Consider the following 22,667-nt stretch of genomic DNA (forward strand, 5'->3'; position numbering starts at 1 on the left):
GGCCGTCGCCGCTAGGCGTACGGTGTTCTCGACAGACGGGCGGCCTGGGGCGACACTTGTCCGGCCCTCAGGCCCTAGAGGAAGGTGTCCGCGTGCCCCGCCGCAGAATCGGCTTCTGGTACCGCCTCGCAGCGGTGATCGCCAAACCGCCTCTGGTGGTTCTGATCAACCGGGACTGGCGCGGAATGGAGAACATTCCGGCCGACGGCGGATTTATCACCGCGGTGAACCACAATTCGCACGTCGATCCCTTCGCCTACGCACACTTTCAGTACAACACCGGCCGCGTTCCGCGATTCCTCGCGAAGAGCGGTCTTTTCAAGAAGGGTTTCATCGGTGCCTTCATGCGCGGCACCGGACAGATCCCCGTCTATCGCGAGACCACCGACGCGCTGAGCGCCTTCCGGGCCGCGATCGATGCCGTGGAACGCGGTGAGTGCGTGGCCTTCTATCCCGAGGGCACCATCACCCGGGACCCCGCCCAGTGGCCCATGACCGGCAAGACCGGCGCCGCGCGCGTGGCCCTGCAGACCAAGTGCCCGGTGATCCCGGTCGCGCAGTGGGGCGCCAACGAACTGCTGCCGCCGTACGCCAAGAAGCTCAACCTCCGTCCCCGCAAGACCTCGCACGTCCTCGCGGGTCCCCCCGTGGACCTCTCGCGCTTCTACGACAAGGAGATGAGCCCGGAACTCCTGAAGGAGGCGACCGAGGTCATCATGGCCGCGGTCACCCGCCAACTGGAGGAGATCCGCGGCGAGAGGGCGCCCGAGTCACCCTACGACCCGCGCCAGGAGCGGATCGAGCAGCGGCGCAGCACCTCCGCGCAGACTCAGCCGAAGGTCGAGCAGGAAGAGGGGCAGAGCACGTGAGCAAGCCGGTCAAGGCGGCCGTCTTCGGCACCGGATCGTGGGGCACCGCCTTCGGCATGGTGCTGGCCGACGCGGGCTGCGAGGTCACCCTGTGGGGCCGCCGCGCCGAACTCGCGGAAGCGGTCAACTCCACGCACACCAACCCGGACTACCTGCCCGGCGTCGAACTCCCGGAAAATCTACGGGCGACGACGGACGCCGCCGAGGCCGCGCGCGACGCCGACTTCACCGTACTCGCCGTCCCCTCACAGACGTTGCGCGGCAACCTCGCCGAGTGGGTGCCGCTGCTCGCGCCCGACACGGTCCTCGTCTCCCTCATGAAGGGCGTCGAACTCGGCTCCGCCATGCGGATGAGCGAGGTCATCGAGGATGTCGCCAAGGTCGGCCCGAACCGCATCGCCGTAGTCACCGGACCCAACCTCGCCCGCGAGATCGCGGCCCGCATGCCGGCCGCCGCGGTGGTCGCGTGCGCGGACGAGACGGTGGCCCGGCGGCTCCAGTCGGCCTGCCACACGCCGTACTTCAGGCCGTACACCGAGACGGACGTGGTCGGTTGCGAGCTGGGCGGTGCCGTCAAGAACGTCATCGGGCTCGCCGTCGGCATCGCGGACGGCATGGGGCTCGGCGACAACACCAAGGGCTCGCTCATCACGCGCGGTCTCGCCGAGACGATGCGCCTGGGGCTGGCGATGGGCGCCGACCCGCTGACGTTCTCCGGACTCGCCGGTCTGGGCGACCTGGTGGCGACCTGCTCCTCGCCGCTGTCCCGCAACCACACCTTCGGCACCAACCTCGGCAAGGGCATGACCCTGCAGGAGACCATCGCGGTCACCAAGCAGACCGCCGAGGGCGTCAAGTCCTGTGAGTCCGTGCTGGATCTGGCGCGCAGGCATGGCGTCGACATGCCGATCACCGAGACGGTCGTCGCCATCGTGCACGAGGGCAAGCCTCCGGTGGTCGCCGTCAAGGAGCTGATGTCGCGCAGCGCGAAGCCCGAACGACGCTGAGCGACGCCCCCTGAGTCACGCTGTATCGGGGCTCTACCAACGGGTACTCTCAACGCGATATGAGCACCGAGAACCTCTCCCAGAGCCCCGAGCAGCCGCCTCGCAAGCCGCGCGTGGCCGTCGTGTCCGGCGGGCGCAGCTCCGAACACGGGATCTCCGTGGTCACCGGCGGCGCCGTCCTCAAGGCCATCGACCGGACCAAGTACGAGGTCCTGCCGATCGGCATCACCAGGGACGGGCGTTGGGCCCTCATCGCCGACGAACCGGAACGCATGGCGATCACCGACCGCCGTACGCCGGACATCGAGGAGCTCGCCGAGTCGCCGGAGGGCGGCGTGGTGCTCCCCGTCGACCCCGCGAACCGTGAAGTCGTCTACAGCGAGCCGGGATCGGTGCCCAAGGCACTCGGCGAGGTCGACGTCGTCTTCCCCGTCCTGCACGGCCCCTACGGCGAGGACGGCACCCTCCAGGGCCTGCTCGAGCTCTCCGGTGTCCCGTACGTCGGCTCGGGCGTGCTCGCCTCGGCCGTCGGCCAGGACAAGGAGTACATGAAGCGGGTGTTCACCTCCTTCGGGCTCAAGGTCGGCCCGTACGTGGTGATTCGGCCCCGTGAGTGGGAGCAGGACGAGTCGGCCGCCCGCAAGAAGATCGTCGACCTGGCCGGCGAGCACGGCTGGCCGCTGTTCGTGAAGCCCGCGCGTGCGGGTTCGTCGATCGGCATCACCAAGGTCGACGACCTGTCCGGGCTGGACGAGGCGATCGCCGAGGCCCAGCGGCACGACCCGAAGATCCTCGTCGAGGCGGCGCTGCGCGGCCGTGAGATCGAGTGCGGTGTCCTGGAGTTCGAGGATGGCCCGCGGGCCTCGGTCCCCGCGGAGATCCCGCCGCCGGACGCGCACGCGTACTACGACTTCGAGGCCAAGTACATCGACTCCACCCCGGGCATCGTCCCGGCCCCGCTGACCCCCGAGGAGACGGCGGAGGTCCAGCGCCTCGCCGTGGCGGCCTTCGACGCGGCGTCCTGCGAGGGCCTGGTGCGCGCGGACTTCTTCCTCACGGAGGACGGGGAGTTCGTCATCAACGAGATCAACACGATGCCGGGCTTCACCCCGATCTCGATGTACCCGCAGATGTGGCAGGCGACCGGGATCAGCTACCCGGAGCTGGTGGACCTCCTGATCCAGGCGGCGCTCCGGCGTTCCACGGGCCTGCGTTAGCAGCCCCTCCGGGAAGCCGTGGGGCTCACTTCCCGAAGGGGATCGCTTTCTTGACCGACGAAGCCATGTCGGTCAGCATCCCCGCGGTGTTCCGCCCCTCGGGCACCGTCACCTCGACGTACGCCTGGCGGTTGGCCGTGGTGAAGCGGGTCGATCCGTCGTCCTGCTTCTCCATGAGCCACTCGACGCCGTTCACCTCGCCCGCTATCGCCTTGGGGTCGCTTCCGGTCGCGACCTTGGGGTCGACCATCTTCGGCGGCCGGACGACACCGCAGCGCAGTATGATCGCCGGGCTTCCCCAGCCCGCCGTCAGCGCGGACGCGGGCTCGGGATCATGCCGGTCGAGACCGTCGACCTTGTCCGGCAGGACACTGTCCAGGTTTCGGCACAGCTTCGCGACCTTCGCCGTGGGGCTGGGAACCGTCACCGAGTCACTGTCGTCTGCTGAGGAGCACCCTGTGGTGACGATCAGCAGGGCCAGGGCGGGCAGCCCGAGGACAGTGCGGTGCCGATGACGGAAGAAGTTCACCGGCCAAGGGTAGACGGGGGCTACAGATGGACGACCGGGCAGGTCAGGGTGCGAGTGATGCCGTCCACTTGCTGGACCTTCGCGACCACCAAGCGGCCCAGGTCGTCCACGGTGTCGGCCTGCGCCCGCACGATCACGTCATAGGGTCCTGTCACGTCCTCGGCCTGGATCACCCCAGGAATCTTGCTGATCGTCTCGGCGACGGTCGACGCTTTGCCGACCTCCGTCTGGATCAGGATGTACGCCTGTACCACGGAACCTCCAGGGCGGCCACGAGGATCATGTGGGGAAAAGGAACGCCACGGTATCGCGTCGCCGCTCGCCGCGGGGAGACCTGCGGGGCAGGCGGCCTCCGCGCCGGGGGCAGGCAATGACAGAAGTTGACGGTCTCTTCGACCGTATCGAGGACACTGGTCACGCGCGACCGGGCACAACAAGGGACAGAAGGGGCGAAAGGGCAATGAAGGGCACTGTTGGTGAGCTCGGGGAGTTCGGGCTCATCAGGGAGCTCACCTCCCGTCTCACCACCACCCCGGCGGTCCGGGTCGGCCCCGGCGACGACGCCGCGGTGGTGGCCGCTCCCGACCGCCGGGTCGTGGCCAGCACCGACATCCTCCTCGAGGGACGGCACTTCCGCCGCGACTGGTCCACGGCCTACGACGTGGGCCGCAAGGCCGCCGCACAGAACCTCGCGGACATCGCCGCCATGGGCGCCGTACCGACGGCTCTCCTGCTCGGTCTGGTCGTACCGGCCGAACTCCCGGTCACCTGGGCGAGCGAGCTGATGGACGGGCTGCGGGACGAGTGCCAGGTGGCGGGCGCGTCGGTCGTGGGCGGGGATGTCGTACGAGGAGACACGATCATGGTCTCCATCACCGCGCTCGGCGATCTGCGCAACCAGGAGCCCGTGACGCGCGGCGGCGCACAGCCCGGCGACCTCGTCGCGGTGACCGGCTGGCTGGGCTGGTCCGCGGCCGGGTTCGCGGTGCTCTCCCGCGGCTTCCGCTCGCCGCGCGCCTTCGTGGAGGCGCACCGGCGCCCCGAACCGCCGTACCACGCGGGCCCCGCGGCAGCCGGGCTCGGCGCGACCGCGATGTGCGACGTGAGCGACGGGCTGATCGCCGACCTCGGGCACATCGCCGAGGCCAGCAAGGTCCGTATCGACATCCGTTCCGGCGCGATCGACATCCCGTCCCAGATGAACGACATCGGGCAGGCCGTCGGCGTCGACCCCATGCAGTGGGTGCTCACCGGGGGAGAGGACCACGCGATCGTGGCGACCTTCCCGCCGGACGTGAAGCTGCCGGCCCGCTGGAAGGTCATCGGCGAGGTCCTCAACCCCTCGGCGCTGCCCCAGGTGACCGTCGACGGGGCGCCTTGGACCAGCAAGGGCGGCTGGGACCACTTCGGGGACATCGAGTCGTGAGCGCACCGCCGAGGGTGCTGACGGTCGCGGGCTCCGACTCCGGCGGAGGCGCCGGGATCCAGGCCGACCTGAAGACGATGCTCGCGCTCGGCGTGCACGGCATGAGCGTCGTCACGGCCGTCACCGCGCAGAACTCCCTCGGCGTGCAGGGGGCTTGGGAGCTGCCGGTGGCGGCCGTGCGGGCCCAGTACCGCAGTGTCGTCGACGACATCGGCGTACAGGCCGTGAAGACCGGCATGCTGGCCTCGGCGGAACTCGTCGAGGCGGTGGCCGAATTGATCGGCGGCACGGACGCCCCGGCCGTCGTCGACCCGGTCGGCATCTCCAAGCACGGCGACTCGCTGCTGGCCGCGTCCGCGCTGGACTCCGTACGCACGAAGCTGCTGCCGGTGGCCACGGTGGCGACACCGAACCTCGACGAGGTGGCGCAACTCACCGGCGTGCGGGTGGAGACCGAGGAGGACCTGCGCCGGGCCGCGGCCGCCGTCCTGTCGTACGGGCCGAAGTGGGCCCTCATCAAGGGCGGCCATCTCACCGGCGACGCCGTCGATCTGCTCACCGACGGCTCGCAGGAGCACTGGCTGCGCTCGCCCCGCTACGACAACCGGCACACGCACGGCACGGGCTGCACGCTCGCCTCGGCGATCGCCTCGCACCTCGCCAAGGGGCAGTCGGTGCCGGAGGCGGTGGCGGCGGCCAAGGAGTACGTCACCGGGGCGATCCGGAGCGGGTTCGCGCTGGGCGGGGGCATCGGGCCCGTGGATCACGGGTGGGCCCTCAGGTCTCCGGCAGGGCCGGGCACTGCCTCCGCCTGACGGCCGTGGCCTTCTGCCCGTCGGGCGCTTCTCGGGCACAGCAAGAAGCCGACCCACCTGACGGTGGACCGGCTACTTACAGCGAACCAGCAGTGGCCGCGCGCTTAACTGTGCGTCAGCGCGAGACCTTGCCGGCCTTGATGCACGAGGTGCAAGCGTTCACGCGCTTCGGCGTCCCGCTGACCACGGTACGGACGCGCTGGATGTTCGGGTTCCAGCGACGGGACGTACGGCGGTGCGAGTGCGAGATGTTGTTGCCGAAGCCCGGCCCCTTGCCGCAGACGTCGCAGTTGGCAGCCACGGGTCACTCCAAAGACTTCAGATGCACTTACGGATAGATCCCGGCGTGCCGGGATCGAGATCGTAGGATCAGAGATCTGAGTGGCGCTGCCGGGGGAAATGGCCCGATCAGGATCGGGCAACCGGAGCAGCATACAACGACTGCGCCAGTAGAACGAAACTACCATGGCTGGTCATGGGCCTGCTCCAGGCCCTCTTCCGGCGGACACCTCTCCGGGGTCTACGCTGCGTCCACATCCGGGCAGCTCAGGGAGGCGCAGGTGGCGCAGGTGCCGCAGACATTCTTCGATGCTCTCGCGGTACGCACCTGGTGCGGCCTCGCGCTGACGGCGCTGGGGCGGGCGCGCGAGGAGATCGACGCGATCAATGTCTACCCCGTCGCCGACGGGGACACCGGCACGAACCTGTACCTGACCATGGAGTCCGCCGTCGCGGCCGTCGAGGCCGTGTTCGAGGGCCACGAGGTCGGACCCGGACGCCACCTGAGCGGCGCGCGGGGTGCTGGGAAGCCGTCGCCGGCCGACGCGGCGCGCGCGATGGCGCACGGCGCCCTCATAGGCGCCCGGGGCAACTCCGGCACGATCCTCGCGCAGCTGCTGCGCGGCATGGCCCAGGTGCTCGCCGCCGACAGTGAGACGGTTCACACCGACGGGGCCGGCCTGCGGCTCGCCTTCCGGCACGCCGCCGACTCCGCCCGCCAGGCCGTGGCTCACCCCGTCGAGGGAACGGTCCTCTCGGTCGCCTCGGCGGCGGCCGACGCGGCCGAGACGACCGACGGCGGCTGCGGGGTGGTCGCGCGGGCCGCCTACGAGGGGGCACGGGAGGCTCTCGCGGCGACTCCGGGCCAGCTGCCCGTGCTGGAGCGCGCCGGGGTGGTCGACGCCGGGGGACGGGGACTGGTGGTGGTGCTCGGGGCGTTGGTGGAGACGTTCACGGGGGAGGCGCCGGGGGCGGTCCCCGGGCGGCTCGCGCGGGTGGGCCACGAGGGCTCAGGGACTGTCCACGCGCGCGTGGACGCCGGTGGCGCGGAGACGGCCGACGGTGTCGCGGCACCTGGCGATGGCACTTCTGCGGGCTACGGCGATCCGCGCGGAGGCTCCCTGTCCCTCGGCGGGGGCGAGGCGGCCTTCGACTCGGGCTCAGCGGCTCGGGCCGATGCCCATACGGCGGGGGCGGTAGGCCCCGGTGACGTCGACGAGTGCGCCGACAGCCCCCTTGAACGGGGCGGGCCCGCCTTCGAGGTGATCTATCTCCTGGAGGCCGAGGACGACGCCGTGGACCGGCTGCGGATGCGGCTCGACGGTCTCGGGGACTCGCTCGTCGTGGTGGGCGGCGACGGGCTGTGGAACGTCCATGTGCACGTCGACGACGCGGGCGCCGCGGTGGAGGCGGGAGTCGAGGCCGGGCGGCCGTACCGGATCCGGATCACGCACTTCGGGCTCGGGGACGTGCACACGCGGGGCGGTGAGTGGCCGCCGCGGGAGCGGGTGCAGCGGGCCGTCGTCGCCGTCGTGCCCGGCGAGGGACTGGCAGGGCTGTACATGGAGGCCGGCGCGACCACCGTGCTCGCGCGTCCCGGAGAGCCGCCCGCCAGCGGGGAGATGGTCGAAGCCGTACGACGGGCCCACGCGCGCGAGGTCGTCCTGCTGCCCAACGACGCCGACCTGCGCCACACCGCCGCCGCAGCGGCCGAGCAGGCCCGCGCGGAGGGCATCCGCGTCGCCCTCATCCCGACCCGCTCCGCCGTCCAGGGCATCGCGGCGCTCGCCGTGCACGAGCCCGAGCGCCGCTTCGACGAGGACGTCGTGTCGATGACCTCGGCGGCCGGCGCGACCCGCTACGCCGAGGTCGCCGTCGCCGAGCGCCAGTCCTGGACCATGGCCGGCATCTGCCAGGCCGGCGACGTCCTCGGCCTCATCGACGGCGACGTGTCCGTCATCGGCTCGGATGTCACCGCCGCCGCCGAGACCGTCCTGGACCGCATGCTCTCGGCGGGCGGCGAACTCGTCACCCTCGTCCTCGGCGACGAGGCACCCGAGTCCATCGCCGACCACCTCGAAGCACGCGTGCGTGAGGGACACCTCGGCGTCGACACGGTGGTCTACCGGGGCGGACGCCAAGGCGCCCTGCTGCTCATCGGTGTCGAGTAGCCGCTAGTCCTCCAGGACGTCGAGCATCTGCTGCGCCTCCGCCCGCCGGGCCGGCGCCGTCTCGTCGGCATCGCTCCCGTCGTACGCCTCGTGCGCCTCGTATGCCTGGTACGCCGCCAGCACCGCACGCGCGCGTGCCGCCGCCCGGTCGGGGCGGCTCAGGTCGGCCTCCAGCCAGCCCGCGGCGAGCTCGGCGCCGGTACGGCTGTGCAGGGCGTCGTCGCCGAGCGAGGCGAACACCACGATGGCCTCCGTCACCTGGGACAGGGCGTCCTCCATCGCGGCCCGGATGGAGTCGTCATCGTCGTCCTCGGCGGCGGAACGGGCGAGCAGGTCGCCGAACTGCCGGTGCGTGTGCCCGAGCTCGGCGACGAGCCGCTGCCGGGCCTCCTCGTCGGCGGCGTCCGCACCCAGCGCCTCCTCGCACTCCCGGACCGCGGCCGCCATCAGCTCCCGGGCGTCGCCCTGTCCGTCCTCCGTGCCCAGCGCGAGCCACGCGCGGGCGCGCAGGGAACGGACCAGGCCGTGGACGTCGCCGAGCGAGCGCCACAGCTCACCCGCGCGGGTGTAGGCCTGGTCCGCCTCGGCGGACAGCCCGGCCTGGCCGAGGGACTCGCCGGCGAGATGGGCGAGCGTCGCGTGGTCGTGCTGCTCGGGCCAGAGCCTGGCGATCTCGGCCGCCTGCAGCCGCCGTTCGGCCGCCGCGCGGTGCTCGCCGAGCTCGCTCAGACAGTCGCCGAGCCACCACTGCACCTGGACGACCGCGCCGTCGCCATGCGTCTCGGCGGCCAGGTCGGGCAGCGTCGACTCCAGCACCTCCGCGGCCTCGGCCCACCGTCCCTGCCGCAGCAGGAACCCGCCGAGCAGCTGCCGCGCCCACGCGCCCAGCGCCGGCCCCTCACCGGCCCCGTCGGCCCAGTGCGCCGCCTCCAGGGCATGCTCGGCGGCCTCCTCGACCAGCCCTCTGCCGCCAAGCACCTCGGCGAGCTGGAGGTGCAGCTGGGCCCGTCCGACCGCCTCCAGATACGGCCCGCCGTGCTCCAACGCGGCCCGCAGTGCCCGCTCCGCCTCCGCGACGTCGCCCATATGGTGGGCGAGCTGCGCCAGCCGGGCCTCGGACTCCACGGCGAACCACGGCAGCCCGGCCGCCACGAACCCCTCCGCGGCATGCCGGAACAGGTCCGCCCCGGTCCTCAGCTCCCCGGCGCCGACGGCCAGCTCCGCGAACATCGCCCACGCCTCGGCGGCCCGCGACCCGAGCTGCACATCGTCCCCGGCCCGCCCGTCGACGAGCGCGAGCACCTCCCGTACGGCGGCGTCGGCGTCGGCTTGGAGGGAGGCCATGGAGGGACGGCGGCCTGAGACCTCGGCTGCTGTCGGGTTACCGCCCGAGACCCCGGCTGCTGTCAGGTTGCCGCCCGGGGCCGTGGTTGGCGTCGGGTTGTCTTCTGGGGCCGTGGCTGTTGTCGGGTCGCTGTTCGGGACCTCGGCAGTCTTCGGGTCGCCGTCCGAGCCCCTGGCAGCCGTCGCGGCGCCGTTCGGGGCCCCCGCTGCCGTCGAGTCGTCGCCCGAAACCCCGCCGTCCGCCGAACCGTCGCCCGGCATCTCACCCTGGCGGGCAGCGCCACCAAGGGCGCCACTCGACGGGAGGCCGTCCCTGACAGGGCCGTCCACGGGAGTCTCGGCCGATGTCGGCGCCCCGTCCCCGGCAGGGTCCTCCCCGACGGGACTCACCCCGTCGGTGCCCGCCTGCTCGCCCGGCATCCCGTCGCCGTTCCCCTCCGGCGCCTCCCCGGCCTCCTGCACCCGCCGCATCAGGATCCGCGCCCGCGCCATCAGCACCGACGCCGTCTGGCGTACGCCGGTGCCGTCCTCGGCGTAGAGCGCGAGGATCTCGTCGTACGGGCCGGCGATCGCCGTGAGCGCCGCGGCCATGTCGCCCGCGAGTGAGCGGACGAACGCCCCACGCGCGCGTGCGGCCAGCGCCTCGCCAGGATCGCCCGCCTCCGTGTACAGCTCGGCGGCACGCTCGAACAGCTCGATGCCCTCGGGGCCGAGGTCCATGGCCTGATGGTCGGCGATCTCCGCCCGGTCGCGCGGGTCCAGTTCGACGTCCTGCGCCGCCCGCGAGACCGCCACCCATGCCTCGACGGCGTTCGGCAGCAGACCGTCCGACAGCCGCCGCGCCTCGGCGATCAGAGCCGCCAGATCCGGCTCCGCGGCCTCCGGCGCGACCACGGGGGACGCGACCACCGGGGCGGCCGTCCTTACCGACCGCACCCCCAGCGGCAATCGCTCCACCAGCGGCTCCTGTGCCATACGCGCGCGTGCCCGCTCGCTGACGTGTGCCGTGCCGTTGCGCGCGTCGAAGCGGCCGGCCAGGTCGAGGGCCTCCGCACGCGCGTGCGTGGCGAGTTCGCGGGCCGTCCACGAACGGCCGGCCGGTCCCGGCACCTGACGGTCGCCGAGGCCCAGCCCGGTCAGCCGGTCCATGAGCAGCGCCACCACGCTCAGGAACTCCAGCCCGCTGCGCGGATGCCCGGTGTCCGTGAAGTACGCGGGCCGCTCCGCGAGCAGCTCCAGACCGCGCGCCTCGTTGCCGCTCAGGGCACAGAACTCGACGTGGTCCGCGTAGGCACCGCGCATGCTCTCCATGGCCCGTACGAGCCGGAAGCCCCGCAGATGGTTCGCGCGCGCCTCGTCGACGCGGCCGAGGCGCAGCAGGGGCAGCAGGGAGGCCGCGAGGGAGGTGTGCGGCTCGTGCGCGCAACTGAGCTCGCCCTCCAGGACCGGCGCCCACAGCTCGAGCGCCTCCGCGTCCCGGCTCCGCTCGCTCTGCCACCAGCCCTGCCCGTGCAGCTCGCACGCGTGGCAGTCGGCCATGCGGTCCCGGTCGGCGACGAGCCACGCGGCGTACGCCCGCTCCGCGCGCGGCAGGTCCCCGATGTGCGCGGCGACGTTGAACTCGGCGCTGCGCACGGCTCGTTCGGAGTGACCGGCGAGCCGGTAGCGGTGCTCCATCTCGCCGAGCCACTTCTCGATGGAGGCGAGCGGCACATGCGGCTGGTCGAGCATGCCGGACGACATCCACTTGAAGACCCAGTGCAGGGTGTGGGTCTCGTACTCGTCGAAGTCCTCGGGCCGCTCGTCCCACATGCGCAGCAGACGCGCGAAGGGGACGAACATCTTGTCCTTCTCGGAGCTGTAGTTGTAGACCTTCAGCTGGTGTCCGAGCGCCTCGATCACGGCGAGCGGGACGTTCAGCTTCTCGGCCGCCACCAGCAGCTGCTCCGCGCGCGCGTTGCGGGCGGGACCCTCCGGCTGCTCGCTGTTCTCGGCCATCGCCCGGCGCAGGGTGTCGAAGTCCGTGATCTCGCTCATCAGCGCCCCTCCTCGCCGTTCGTGGCCCACTCCAGTAGGCCCATGAAGGCCCGGTTCAGCAATGCCGAGTCCGCGGGCCTGAGCGGCCGCTGCGCCATCAGCAGCGCCTGTCCGTACAGGGACTCCGTCGCGGTGCCGATCAGCTCCGGATCGCCGAGTGAACTGATCCGCCGGATCAGCGGATTGAGGTGATTGAGCACCAGACGCGCGCGTGGCGCGCTGCCGCGCAGCGAGCCGAGGATGCCCGCCCACAGATCGTCGGCCTGCGCCTCGGCCTCCGCGCGCGCCTGCTCGTGCCGGGCGGACCGGTCGTCCAGGTGCAGCGCGGGCACGGAGAGCGGGCGGAACGCACGCAGTACGACGTCACAGCCCAGCGGGTCGAGTCTGGCCCGCGCGGCCGCCAGGAAGCCGGACAGCGCCAGCTCGTCGGCCGGGTCGACCGCGTCCAGGTGCGCGGTCACGGTGTCGGTGTCCAGCTCGGCGACCACCGTCCCCGGCCGCACCGACGGCAGCGCCTCGACCAGGTCGCTGTCGTACGTGTAACCGCCGTTGACCACCCCCACGCCCTGGGCGGACGCGATCGGCGCGACCTGCCGGTACTCCTCCACGGTCCGTGTGAAGTGCACGACGGGGTGCCGCTGTGCGAACTCCTCCAGGGACAGCTGTCCGTCGGTCGTCTCGAAGGGCAGCCACGGCAGCATCGTGCGCAGCATGTCCCTGTCGTGCCGGGCCAGCGACTTCACGCCCAGGTGGTGCACGGAGAGGAAGGCCGCCAGCCGCTCCGGATCACCGGCGGCCAGCCCCGTCAGCCAGGACCGGATCTTCTCGCCCAGCGCCTCCCGCACGGCCGCCAGCGTCTCGTCCTCGTACAGCGACTCCCGCGAGGCCGTCGGCCGGAGACTGTCCGTGTCCAGGACGCAGCGCACGAAGAACGCCCAGTCCGGCAGCAGCTGTTCGGCGCGCTCGGTCAGCAGCATGCCCTTGAGGTGGACGCGATGCGTCGCGCGCGTGGCCGGACTGACCGCCGAGGGCAGCACGTACGCCATCCCGCGGATCCCGGCGAGCGGCACGGTCAGCTCGATCGAGTCCAGCGGGGTGAACCCGAAGAGGTCGTGGCAGTGCCGCGCCAGGGCCACCCTTCGGGTGGCGGGGGAGGGGTAGGGCCGGTCCCAGGGCGCCGGCAGGTCGGTGACCGCCTCGTCGCCCACCCGCACGTCGTACGGCAGCAGCGAGCCGAAGTCCCGCGCCAGCGTGAGGACCCGCTCGGGGGTGAGCCACTCCCCGGCTCCCGCCCGAGCCGTCAGATGCACGGTGGTACCGGGCTCGGGACGGGCCTCGTGCGTCAACGTCCGTACGGTGTACGAACCGTCCTCGCTCGCCGTCCACTCCACGGGCGCCGCCTCGGGCGTACGGGCACTGCGGCTGACGACCCGGATCCGCTCGGCCACCACGAAACAGGCGAGCAGGCCGATGCCGAACTGGCCGAGGAAGTCGGAGCGGACCTCCTGGAGCCCATCCTGCAGTCCGTCGGCCCGCTTCGAGCTGCGGCCGATGGTCGCCAGCAGGGTGTGCACATCCGCCTCGGTGAGCCCCACGCCGGAGTCCTCGACCCGCAGGGTGCCCTCCTGGGCGTAGAGCCTCACCTTCGCCGGGGCGTCGGGCTGTTCGGCGCGCCGGGCGGTGATGGCGTCCACGGCGTTCTGCAGCAGCTCGCGCAGATAGACCTTCGGACTGGAGTAGAGGTGATGGGACAGCAGGTCCACCAGGCCACGCAGGTCGACCTGGAACGTATGAGGTGACGGGGATGCCTGGGATGACTGTGAGGTCTGGGAGTCCATCGCTGCAACGCCGAGGGTGGGGAGGTCTTCGGCGCGGGGTAGGGCGGTCCCGGTGGGGCGGTGACCGCGGGATGGCCGGAGCGCGTCATCCTAGAGCCGGAACAGCCCGTCTGACCAGGGGTTTCCCGAGACGTATACGGCAATGTCAGTGGGGTGGTGTGCAATGGATCTCGTGCCCGCACTCGAAGAACCACTGAAAAAGGTGCTCGGCCCACCCACCGCGAAGGTGATGGCCGAGCATCTCGGCCTGCACACCGTCGGCGACCTCCTGCACCACTACCCGCGCAGATACGAGGAGCGGGGCCAGCTCACACACCTGGCCGACCTCCCCATGGACGAGCACGTCACCGTGGTCGCCCAGGTCGCCGACGCCCGTCTGCACACCTTCGCCTCGGCCAAGGCCCCCCGCGGCAAGGGACAGCGCCTGGAGGTGACCATCACCGACGGCAACGGCCGCCTCCAGCTGGTCTTCTTCGGCGCCGGCGTCCACAAGCCCCACAAGGACCTCCTGCCGGGCACCCGCGCGATGTTCTCGGGCAAGGTCTCGGTCTTCAACCGCCGCCTCCAACTGGCGCACCCTGCCTATGAGTTGCTGCGCGGAGAAGCGGAGGAGACGGTGGAGACCTGGGCCGGCGCCCTGATCCCCATCTACCCCGCCACGGCCAAGCTGGAGTCCTGGAAGATCGGCAAGGCGATCCAGACGGTCCTCCCCAGCGCCCAGGAGGCGGTGGACCCCCTCCCGGACTCCCTCCGTGACGGCCGTGGCCTGGTCCCCCTCCCCGAGGCCCTGCTCAAGATCCACCGCCCGCACACCAAGGCCGACATCGAGGACGCCCGCTCCCGCCTCAAGTGGGACGAGGCCTTCGTCCTCCAGGTCGCCCTCGCCCGCCGCCGCCACGCCGACGCCCAACTCCCCGCAGTGGCCCGCAAACCCAAGCCGGACGGCCTCCTGACCGCCTTCGACGCACGCCTCCCCTTCACCCTCACCGAGGGCCAGCAGAAGGTCTCCAAGGAGATCTTCGACGACCTGGCCACGGAGCACCCGATGCACCGGCTGCTGCAGGGAGAAGTGGGCTCCGGGAAAACGATGGTGGCCCTCAGAGCCATGCTCGCCGTCGTCGACGCCGGCGGTCAGGCCGCCATGCTCGCCCCCACCGAGGTCCTCGCCCAGCAGCACCACCGCTCGATCGTCGAGATGATGGGTGAGCTGGCCGAGGGCGGAATGCTGGGCGGGTCCGAACACGCCACGAAGGTGGTGCTCCTGACCGGCTCGATGGGTATGGCCGCCCGTCGCCAGGCCCTGCTCGACCTCGTCACCGCGGACGCCGGGATCGTCATCGGCACGCACGCGTTGATCGAGGACAAGGTGCAGTTCCACGACCTCGGACTCGTCGTCGTGGACGAACAGCACCGCTTCGGCGTGGAACAGCGGGACGCCCTGCGCGGCAAGGGCAAACAGCCGCCCCACCTCCTCGTCATGACCGCCACCCCCATTCCGCGCACGGTCGCCATGACGGTCTTCGGCGACCTGGAGACCTCGGTCCTGGACCAGCTCCCGGCGGGGCGCTCCCCGATCGCCAGCCATGTGGTCCCGGCCGCCGACAAGCCCCACTTCCTGGCCCGGGCCTGGGAACGCGTACGGGAAGAGGTCGAGAACGGCCACCAGGGGTACGTCGTCTGCCCCCGCATCGGCGACGAGGAGGTGGATCCGAAAAAGAAGAAGTCCGCCGAGGACGAAGCCGAGAAGCGCCCGCCGCTGGCCGTTCTCGAGGTGGCGGACCAGCTGGCCAAGGGTCCGCTGCAGGGCCTGCGCGTCGAGGTCCTGCACGGGCGGATGCACCCCGACGACAAGGACGCGGTCATGCGCCGCTTCGCCGCCGGTGAGACGCATGTCCTGGTCGCCACCACGGTCATCGAGGTCGGCGTCAACGTCCCGAACGCCACCGCCATGGTGATCATGGACGCCGACCGGTTCGGTGTCTCCCAGCTCCACCAGCTCCGCGGCCGCGTGGGCCGCGGCTCGGCGGCCGGCCTCTGCCTCCTGGTCACCGAGATGCCCGAGGCCAGCCCCGCCCGCCAGCGCCTCAACGCCGTCGCCGCCACCCTCGACGGCTTCGAACTCTCCCGTATCGACCTCGAACAGCGCCGGGAGGGCGACGTCCTAGGCCAGGCCCAGTCCGGTGCCCGCACCAGCCTGCGCATGCTGGCCGTCATCGAGGACGAGGAGATCATCGCGGAGGCGAGGGAGGAGGCGGCGGCAGTGGTGGCGGCGGATCCGGAGCTCACCAACCTCCCCGGCCTGCGCACAGCCCTGGACGCCCTCCTGGACGAGGAGAGAGAGCAGTACTTGGAAAAGGGGTGAGGGAGACTTGCCAGGGGCGCGGGGAACTGCGCGACCAGCCACACTGAACCTGAAGCCGCCCACAACCAAGGACCGAAGATGACCCGCGTGATCGCCGGCGCAGCCGGCGGACGTCGACTGGCCGTCCCGCCAGGGACCGGAACCCGCCCCACCTCCGACCGCGCACGCGAAGGTCTCTTCTCCACCTGGCAGTCCCTGCTCGGAGGCCGCCCCCTCCACGGGGAACGCGTCCTGGACCTGTACGCAGGATCAGGCGCCGTGGGCCTGGAGGCCCTCTCCCGTGGCGCAGGCCACACCCTCCTCGTCGAGGCCGACGCCCGAGCGGCCCGCACGATCCGCGAGAACGTGAAATCTCTCGGTCTCCCCGGCGCCGAGGTGAGGGCGGGCAAAGCCGAACAGATCATCCAGTCGCCGGCGCCGACCGAGCCGTACGACATCGTCTTTCTCGACCCCCCGTACGCCGTCCCGGACGACGATCTTCGGGAGATTCTGCTCACACTCCGTACCCAGGGCTGGCTCACGGCCGAAGCCCTGGTCACCGTGGAGCGCAGCACCAGAGGCGGAAAGTTCCACTGGCCGGACGGCTTCGAAGCGCTCCGGTCCCGCCGCTACGGCGAAGGAACCTTTTGGTACGGTCGCGCCGCCTCTACGTGCGAAGACGCACGATGACCGGACCGGAGAGCGAGGGATCTCAAGTGCGCCGCGCCGTCTGTCCCGGGTCGTTCGACCCGATCACCAACGGACATCTCGACATCATTTCCCGCGCCTCCCGTCTGTATGACGAGGTCTATGTCGCGGTCATGATCAACAAGTCCAAGAAGGGCCTGTTCGAGGTCGAGGAGCGGATCGAGCTGATCCGCCAGGTCACCGCCGAATACGGCAACGTCAAGGTCGAGGCCTTCCACGGCCTCCTCGTCGACTACTGCAAGCAGCGCGACATCCCGGCCATCGTCAAGGGCCTGCGCGCGGTCAGCGACTTCGACTACGAGCTGCAGATGGCCCAGATGAACAACGGCCTGTCCGGCGTCGAGACGCTCTTCGTGCCGACCAACCCCACCTACAGCTTCCTCTCCTCCTCGCTCGTCAAGGAGGTCGCCACCTGGGGCGGAGACATCGCGCACCTGGTGCCGCCGCTGGTTCTGGAGGCGCTCAACGAGCGCCTGCGCAAGGACTGATGGGGCTACAGTCGTTCCGTCCGTCTCCAACACAGCTGTAGAGAGTGGCGAGCACAGGTGGACGTGCAGAAGAAGCTCGACGAGATCGTCGCCGCGGTCTCCGGCGCCCGGTCGATGCCCATGTCGGCCTCGTGCGTGGTCAACCGCGCCGAGCTGCTCGCGATGCTGGAGGAGGTGCGGGCCGCCCTGCCCGACTCCCTCGCCCAGGCCCAGGAGCTGATCGGCGGCCGTGAGCAGATGGTCGAGCAGGCCCGCCAGGAGGCCGAGCGGATCATCTCGACCGCGCACGCCGAGCGCGGCTCGCTGATCTCCGACACCGAGGTAGCCCGCCGCTCCCAGACCGAGGCCGACCGCATCCTCACCGAGGCCCGCCGGGAGGCCGAGGACGTCCGCGCGGAGGCCGACGACTACGTCGACTCCAAGCTCGCCAACTTCGAGGTCGTCCTCACCAAGACCATCGGCTCCGTCGGCCGTGGCCGCGAGAAGCTCCTCGGCACCGGCCCGGGCCTCGACGAGCAGGGCTACGAGGACGAGGACGCCCCCGAGCGCAGCCACGACCCCGAGACCCTGCGCCGGGACGCCGACACCTACGTCGACTCCAAGCTCGGCGCCTTCGAGGCGGTCCTCAGCAAGACCCTGGATGCCGTCGGCAAGGGCCGCCAGAAGCTGCACGGCCGGATCGCCTCGGACGACCTCGGCGCGCTCGCCGACGACAACACCACCGTCCAGCACTCCAGCGACGCCGACTACCTCGCCGACCTCACGGCCCTCGCCGAGCAGGACAACCGGGCCGCCGCCGAGCAGCCCGCCCAGCCGCAGTACGAGCCGCAGCCGGCCTACGGCTACCAGCAGACGGACACCTACGGCGGCGGCTACCCGCAGCAGCAGGCCTACGCCCAGCAGCAGGATCCCTACGGCTACCAGCAGGCCGATCCCTATGCCTACCAGGGCTACGACGCCCAGCAGGGCGCCTACGACGCCGGACAGACCCAGCAGGACCAGCAGCACGCCCAGCAGCAGGCCCAGCAGTCGTACGCCCTCGACGAGACCAGCCTCTTCGACACCGGCATGATCACGCCGGAGCAGCTCAGGGCCTACGAGCAGGGTCGCGGCCAGTAAGGAACCGCCGGATTGGGCCGTGAGGGAAAGGTCCAGTATCCTGGCTCTTCGGTCGCGTGTACGTCCGCGATCAGCGCTGCCCGGGGAACACCGAAGGGCAGCGTCCCTCTGAGCTCGAAGATCGAAAGCAGGAATGGCTCTGAACGCCCGCCTCGACCACCGCAAGCCTCTCGTGTTCGACACACACGAGCTGGGGCGGCGGCCTGGTGCGCTGCAGCGCCTGACCCGTGAGATCGACGCTCCCAAGGATCTCGGGATCGCGGGAGTGATCGGAGTGCCGGAAGGCGCCCCGGTGAAGCTCGACCTCCGGCTCGAGTCGGTCATGGAAGGGGTGCTTGTCACAGGCACCGCCCGTGCACAGGCCGAGGGGGAGTGCGTAAGGTGTCTGGAGCCGCTTGAGCTGGAGCTCGCAGCGGACTTCCAGGAGATGTTCTCGTACCCTGACGCCGACGACCGGGGCCGCCCCAAGGCGGAGCCGGCCGACGACGCCGAGGAAGACGAGGACAGGCTCTTCATCGAGGACGGCTTGTTCGACCTCGAACCCGTGCTGCGTGACGCGGTGGTGCTTGCCCTGCCGATGCAGCCGGTGTGCCAGGACGACTGCCCCGGCCTGTGCTCCGAGTGCGGAGCGCGGCTGGCGGACGCCCCGGACCACCACCACGACGCCGTCGACATCCGTTGGGCGGCACTGCAGGGACTCGCCGGTTCACTCGAAGATGGCGAGAAGGACGAGATCAGTGGCGAAGCGCCTCGACCGGCGCGCGCCAACGAGAAGCAGGAGAAGTAGCCGTGGCTGTTCCGAAGCGGAAGATGTCGCGCAGCAACACGCGCCACCGCCGGTCGCAGTGGAAGGCTGCGGTCACCCCCCTGGTTGCGTGCGAGCGCTGCCACGAGCCCAAGCAGCAGCACATCGCGTGCCCGTCTTGCGGCACGTACAACAAGCGCCAGGTCCTCGAGGTCTGAGCGGCTGGTGAGAGGCACTGTGTCCACTCCGAAGAAGAATTCTGCGGACAACACGGCCTCGTCCCACACGCTGTTGGAAGGGCGGCTCGGGTACAAACTCGAGTCCGCCCTTCTGGTGCGTGCGCTGACCCACCGGTCCTATGCGTACGAGAACGGCGGTCTGCCCACCAACGAGCGCCTGGAGTTCCTCGGGGACTCCGTCCTCGGCCTCGTGGTCACGGACACGCTGTACCGCACCCACCCCGACCTGCCCGAAGGCCAGCTGGCCAAGTTGCGGGCCGCGGTGGTCAACTCTCGTGCGCTGGCGGAGGTGGGCCGTGGGCTCGACCTGGGCTCCTTCATCCGGCTCGGCCGTGGTGAAGAGGGTACGGGCGGCCGGGACAAGGCATCCATCCTTGCCGACACCCTTGAAGCGGTGATCGGCGCGGTCTATCTCGACCAGGGTCTGGAAGCGGCGGGCGAACTCGTCCACCGGCTCTTCGACCCACTGATCGAGAAGTCCTCCAACCTCGGTGCCGGCCTGGACTGGAAGACCAGTCTCCAGGAGCTCACCGCGACCGAAGGGCTCGGCGTGCCCGAGTACCAGGTCTCGGAGACCGGCCCCGACCACGAGAAGACCTTTACTGCTGCCGCCCGCGTCGGAGGCGTCTCGTACGGCACCGGCACCGGCCGCAGCAAGAAGGAGGCGGAGCAGCAGGCCGCCGAGTCCGCATGGCGGTCCATCCGGGCCGCGGCGGACGAGCGAGCCAAGGCTGCAGCGAAGGCCGCCGAGGCCGACGCCGGCGCCGATGAGGCGCCCGCCTCCGCCTGACCGCACAGCGCGATACCCAGAGCGCCCGTCCCGCACCGGGGCGGGCGCTCGACTCATACACCGGGGGATCCCATGCCCGAGTTGCCCGAGGTCGAGGTCGTACGACGAGGTCTGGAGCGGTGGGTCGCCCACCGTGCCGTCGCCGAGGCCGAGGTGCTGCACCCGCGTGCGGTACGCCGTCACATCGCCGGCGCCGACGACTTCACGCACCGCCTCAAGGGGCATCGCATCGGCGTGCCCAGCCGCCGCGGCAAATATCTGTGGCTGCCGCTGGAGGACACCGACCAGTCGGTCCTGGCGCACCTCGGCATGAGCGGCCAGCTGTTGGTCCAGCCGCACGAGACCCCGGACGAGAAGCATCTGCGCATCCGCGTCCGCTTCGCCGACGGCCTCGGTACGGAACTCCGCTTCGTCGACCAACGCACCTTCGGCGGCCTGTCGTTGCACGACAACACCGAGGACGGTCTGCCCGACGTCATCGCGCACATCGCCCGCGATCCGCTGGACCCGCTCTTCGACGACGAGGCGTTCCACCAGGCGCTGCGCCGTAAGCGCAGCACCATCAAACGGGCCCTGCTCGACCAGTCGTTGATCAGCGGCGTGGGCAACATCTATGCGGACGAGGCACTTTGGCGCGCCCGCGTCCACTACGAGCGTCCGACCGCGGGATTCACGCGCCCGCGCACGGCCGAACTCCTGGGCCACGTAAGGGATGTGATGAACTCGGCGCTCGCGGTGGGCGGCACGAGTTTCGACAGCCTGTACGTCAACGTCAATGGCGAGTCAGGCTACTTCGACCGCTCGCTCGACGCGTACGGCCGCGAGGGACTGCCCTGCAAGCGGTGCGGTACGCCGATGCGGCGAGCGCCCTGGATGAACCGGTCCAGCTACTTCTGCCCGAAGTGTCAGCGGGCGCCGCGCGTCTCGTCGTAGCGCTGACGTGCCGCGAGCACGTCGTCCATGCGGCCCTCCACGAACTCGATGAGGCCGACCAGTCGCTCGGCCACGCCGCGTCCCAGCGGGGTCAGTTCGTAGTCCACGCGGGGCGGGTTGGTCGGCTGGGCCTCGCGGTGCACCAGGCCGTCGCGCTCCAGTGCCTGCAATGTCTGGGAGAGCATCTTCTCGCTCACGCCGTCCACCCGACGGCGCAGCTCGTTGAAGCGCAGGGAGCCCTCGTGCAGGGCGCAGAGCGTCAGCCCGCCCCAGCGTCCCGTCACATGCTCCAGCGTGTTGCGCGAGGGACAGGCCTTGGCAAACACGTCGTAGGAGATGTCGAGCGTGGTGTCCATACACCCCAGCGTACGGGAGCGCAGTGCTAACGAAAAGGGAGCACTAACCATGAGTTAGTGCTCCCTATTTTCGGACTGTTCCGGTCAGTACCCGAAGTCCTGCGTCCACCACGGGCCACCCGACCCCAAGTGCACGCCGACCCCCAGCGTCTTGTAGTCGCAGTTCAGGATGTTCGCCTTGTGGCCCGGGCTGTTCATCCAGGCCTCCATCACCGCGGCCGCGTCGGTCTGGCCCCGGGCTATGTTCTCGCCGCCGAGGCTGGTGATGCCGGCTGCCTCGGCCCGGTCCCAGGGGGTCCTGCCGCTGGGGTCGGTGTGGTCGAAGAAGCCCTCGGCGGCCATCGCGTCGCTGAACTCCTCGGCGAGCTTGCCCAGCGCGCTGTTCGCGGCCACCGGGCTGCAGCCCACCTTCGCCCGCTCCTCGTTCACGAGCTTCAGCACCTCGGCCTCGGCCTGGACCTCCGCGGAGACCGCCACCGGGGCCTTGGTGTTCGCCGGCGCCTTCGTGGCCGTGCGTGAAGGCGTCGTCTCCGGCTTCTTCTCACTGGGCGTGGCCGTCGGCTTCTTCGACGGCGTCTTGGTCGGCGCGGCCGTCGAGGGTGAGACGGACGGCGTGGGAGAGGCCGAGCGCTCGCCGTCGCGGCTGGCCGCCTCGTCGTCCCGGCTGTCGTCGGCGCTGCCGGAGGTGCCGCCCTGCTCGGTCGCGGAGTTGGTCGGGGTGTCCGCGGCCTGCACGTTGTCGGCGTTGCCACCGCCGAGCTTGTAGTTGTCGAGGCCGGGCACCACACCCGTGGCCACCGCGACCGTGCCGATCGCGACCGCCGCGGAGACCCCGAGCAGACCGGTCTTGACCGGCGTCACGACCCTCTTCTTACGGCGACGGCGCGAACCCCCGCCGCGCCGCGGGCCGTCACCCGGCGAGAAACCCTCGCTGGCGAACACCGCGGTGCTCGTGGTGCCCGTGGCCTGGGCGTAGTCGTCGTTGGTCGCGTAGAGGTAGGCGTCACTGCGGGAGTGCGCCTCGGGGTTCAGATAGGGCGCGATGCCCACCGTGGGGTGCTCGCCCGTGTGGTGTCCCCGGGCGTCGGCGTCGAAGTCGTACGAGAACTGCTGGTCCAAGCCGTAAGAGTGCTGCGGGTCGTAGTTGTACGAGTGCTGCGGGTCGTAGCCGCTCGTGTACGAGCCGTCTGTTTCTGTGACCCCCGTGGCGCGGCCCGTGGCGGCGCGGCCGGCGGCGGAGCGTCGGTGGCGTCCCATGTGTCCTGGCCTTCCTCGTCCTTTGTGGCCGACTCGTCCCCAGCGGTCGGACCGAACTCACAAAACTCACACGATCGAGTGAGTTTCGTATGAGATTCATTGGCAGGGGACGGTACCGCATGGCGCCAGGGGAGGGAGAGCCCAGAGAGACATTGGTTG

21 protein-coding genes are annotated in these 22,667 nt (G+C 70.8%); 14 read left to right on the top strand and 7 right to left on the bottom strand.

The genetic code is table 11. The features are described 5' to 3' along the window. The first annotated feature begins 92 nt into the window (after positions 1–92). From OHU89_RS34900 to OHU89_RS34910, 3 genes are read left to right on the top strand one after another with little or no spacing between them, the layout of a single operon-like run. A complete protein-coding gene (locus OHU89_RS34900; protein WP_405648936.1) occupies positions 93–869 on the top strand; it encodes a lysophospholipid acyltransferase family protein in 777 nt (258 codons plus the stop codon). Continuing rightward, positions 866–1,876: an NAD(P)H-dependent glycerol-3-phosphate dehydrogenase gene (locus OHU89_RS34905; protein ID WP_405648937.1), complete on the top strand. Its 1,011-nt coding sequence runs from the start codon at positions 866–868 to the stop codon at positions 1,874–1,876. The genes OHU89_RS34900 and OHU89_RS34905 overlap by 4 nt, the downstream gene beginning before the upstream one ends. Before the next feature lie 59 nt (positions 1,877–1,935). Further along, positions 1,936–3,093, top strand: a complete 1,158-nt coding sequence (locus OHU89_RS34910) for a D-alanine--D-alanine ligase family protein (protein WP_405648938.1) — start codon at positions 1,936–1,938, stop codon at positions 3,091–3,093. A gap of 25 nt (positions 3,094–3,118) precedes the next feature. Here OHU89_RS34910 and OHU89_RS34915 read toward each other — a convergent pair whose 3' ends face one another. Further along, positions 3,119–3,622: a DUF3515 domain-containing protein gene (locus tag OHU89_RS34915; protein ID WP_405648939.1), complete on the bottom strand. Its 504-nt coding sequence runs from the start codon at positions 3,620–3,622 to the stop codon at positions 3,119–3,121. A gap of 20 nt (positions 3,623–3,642) precedes the next feature. Continuing rightward, entirely contained in the window at positions 3,643–3,876 is a 234-nt protein-coding gene (locus OHU89_RS34920; protein ID WP_020121007.1) for an Lrp/AsnC family transcriptional regulator, read from the bottom strand. A gap of 206 nt (positions 3,877–4,082) precedes the next feature. Here OHU89_RS34920 and OHU89_RS34925 point away from each other — a divergent pair, with 206 nt between their 5' ends. Both OHU89_RS34925 and thiD read left to right on the top strand, forming a co-directional pair. Further along, positions 4,083–5,048, top strand: coding sequence for a thiamine-phosphate kinase (locus tag OHU89_RS34925; RefSeq protein WP_266887579.1), 966 nt, complete (start codon positions 4,083–4,085; stop codon positions 5,046–5,048). After that, entirely contained in the window at positions 5,045–5,863 is an 819-nt protein-coding gene (thiD, locus tag OHU89_RS34930) for a bifunctional hydroxymethylpyrimidine kinase/phosphomethylpyrimidine kinase (RefSeq protein ID WP_405648940.1), read from the top strand. The genes OHU89_RS34925 and thiD overlap by 4 nt, the downstream gene beginning before the upstream one ends. A gap of 115 nt (positions 5,864–5,978) precedes the next feature. Here the strand turns inward: thiD and rpmB are convergent, their stop codons facing one another. Continuing rightward, entirely contained in the window at positions 5,979–6,164 is a 186-nt protein-coding gene (gene rpmB, locus OHU89_RS34935; protein WP_003973430.1) for a 50S ribosomal protein L28, read from the bottom strand. 259 nt (positions 6,165–6,423) lie between these two features. Between rpmB and OHU89_RS34940 the strand changes: the two genes are divergently transcribed. Then, complete coding sequence (locus OHU89_RS34940; RefSeq protein WP_405648941.1) at positions 6,424–8,313, top strand: DAK2 domain-containing protein; 1,890 nt, start codon at positions 6,424–6,426, stop codon at positions 8,311–8,313. 3 nt (positions 8,314–8,316) lie between these two features. Here OHU89_RS34940 and OHU89_RS34945 read toward each other — a convergent pair whose 3' ends face one another. Both OHU89_RS34945 and OHU89_RS34950 read right to left on the bottom strand, forming a co-directional pair. Next, complete coding sequence (locus tag OHU89_RS34945; RefSeq protein ID WP_405648942.1) at positions 8,317–11,694, bottom strand: tetratricopeptide repeat protein; 3,378 nt, start codon at positions 11,692–11,694, stop codon at positions 8,317–8,319. After that, positions 11,694–13,532: an HSP90 family protein gene (locus tag OHU89_RS34950; protein ID WP_405648943.1), complete on the bottom strand. Its 1,839-nt coding sequence runs from the start codon at positions 13,530–13,532 to the stop codon at positions 11,694–11,696. The genes OHU89_RS34945 and OHU89_RS34950 overlap by 1 nt, the downstream gene beginning before the upstream one ends. 163 nt (positions 13,533–13,695) lie before the next feature. On the opposite strand from OHU89_RS34950, the gene recG reads away from it, so the two are divergent. The 8 genes from recG to mutM all read left to right on the top strand — a co-directional run bounded on the left by recG (position 13,696) and on the right by mutM (position 20,895). Then, positions 13,696–15,894 (top strand): ATP-dependent DNA helicase RecG, encoded by a 2,199-nt coding sequence (gene recG, locus OHU89_RS34955; protein WP_405648944.1) that lies wholly within the window; start codon positions 13,696–13,698, stop codon positions 15,892–15,894. Between the two features lie 78 nt (positions 15,895–15,972). Then, positions 15,973–16,563, top strand: a complete 591-nt coding sequence (rsmD, locus tag OHU89_RS34960) for a 16S rRNA (guanine(966)-N(2))-methyltransferase RsmD (RefSeq protein ID WP_405648945.1) — start codon at positions 15,973–15,975, stop codon at positions 16,561–16,563. Positions 16,564–16,589: 26 nt separating this feature from the next. Then, a complete protein-coding gene (coaD, locus tag OHU89_RS34965) occupies positions 16,590–17,069 on the top strand; it encodes a pantetheine-phosphate adenylyltransferase (RefSeq protein ID WP_046258859.1) in 480 nt (159 codons plus the stop codon). Between the two features lie 57 nt (positions 17,070–17,126). After that, positions 17,127–18,188 carry an ATP synthase F0 subunit B gene (locus tag OHU89_RS34970; RefSeq protein WP_405648946.1) on the top strand — a complete coding sequence of 354 codons (1,062 nt, stop codon included), beginning with the start codon at positions 17,127–17,129 and terminating at the stop codon, positions 18,186–18,188. Positions 18,189–18,321: 133 nt separating this feature from the next. Continuing rightward, positions 18,322–18,975 carry a YceD family protein gene (locus OHU89_RS34975; protein ID WP_405648947.1) on the top strand — a complete coding sequence of 218 codons (654 nt, stop codon included), beginning with the start codon at positions 18,322–18,324 and terminating at the stop codon, positions 18,973–18,975. 2 nt (positions 18,976–18,977) lie between these two features. Further along, positions 18,978–19,151, top strand: coding sequence for a 50S ribosomal protein L32 (gene rpmF / locus OHU89_RS34980; protein WP_015657589.1), 174 nt, complete (start codon positions 18,978–18,980; stop codon positions 19,149–19,151). Positions 19,152–19,170: 19 nt separating this feature from the next. After that, positions 19,171–19,962: a ribonuclease III gene (rnc, locus tag OHU89_RS34985; protein ID WP_266887559.1), complete on the top strand. Its 792-nt coding sequence runs from the start codon at positions 19,171–19,173 to the stop codon at positions 19,960–19,962. Between the two features lie 72 nt (positions 19,963–20,034). Beyond that, entirely contained in the window at positions 20,035–20,895 is an 861-nt protein-coding gene (gene mutM, locus OHU89_RS34990; protein WP_405648948.1) for a bifunctional DNA-formamidopyrimidine glycosylase/DNA-(apurinic or apyrimidinic site) lyase, read from the top strand. Here mutM and OHU89_RS34995 read toward each other — a convergent pair. Both OHU89_RS34995 and OHU89_RS35000 read right to left on the bottom strand, forming a co-directional pair. Beyond that, positions 20,868–21,251 (bottom strand): helix-turn-helix domain-containing protein, encoded by a 384-nt coding sequence (locus tag OHU89_RS34995; RefSeq protein ID WP_266887555.1) that lies wholly within the window; start codon positions 21,249–21,251, stop codon positions 20,868–20,870. The genes mutM and OHU89_RS34995 overlap by 28 nt on opposite strands. 84 nt (positions 21,252–21,335) lie before the next feature. Beyond that, positions 21,336–22,508 (bottom strand): CAP domain-containing protein, encoded by a 1,173-nt coding sequence (locus tag OHU89_RS35000; RefSeq protein WP_405648949.1) that lies wholly within the window; start codon positions 22,506–22,508, stop codon positions 21,336–21,338. Between the last annotated feature and the right edge of the window lie 159 nt (positions 22,509–22,667).

Source organism: Streptomyces sp. NBC_00019 (genome assembly GCF_045041015.1).
In the GTDB taxonomy this organism is placed as follows: domain Bacteria; phylum Actinomycetota; class Actinomycetes; order Streptomycetales; family Streptomycetaceae; genus Streptomyces.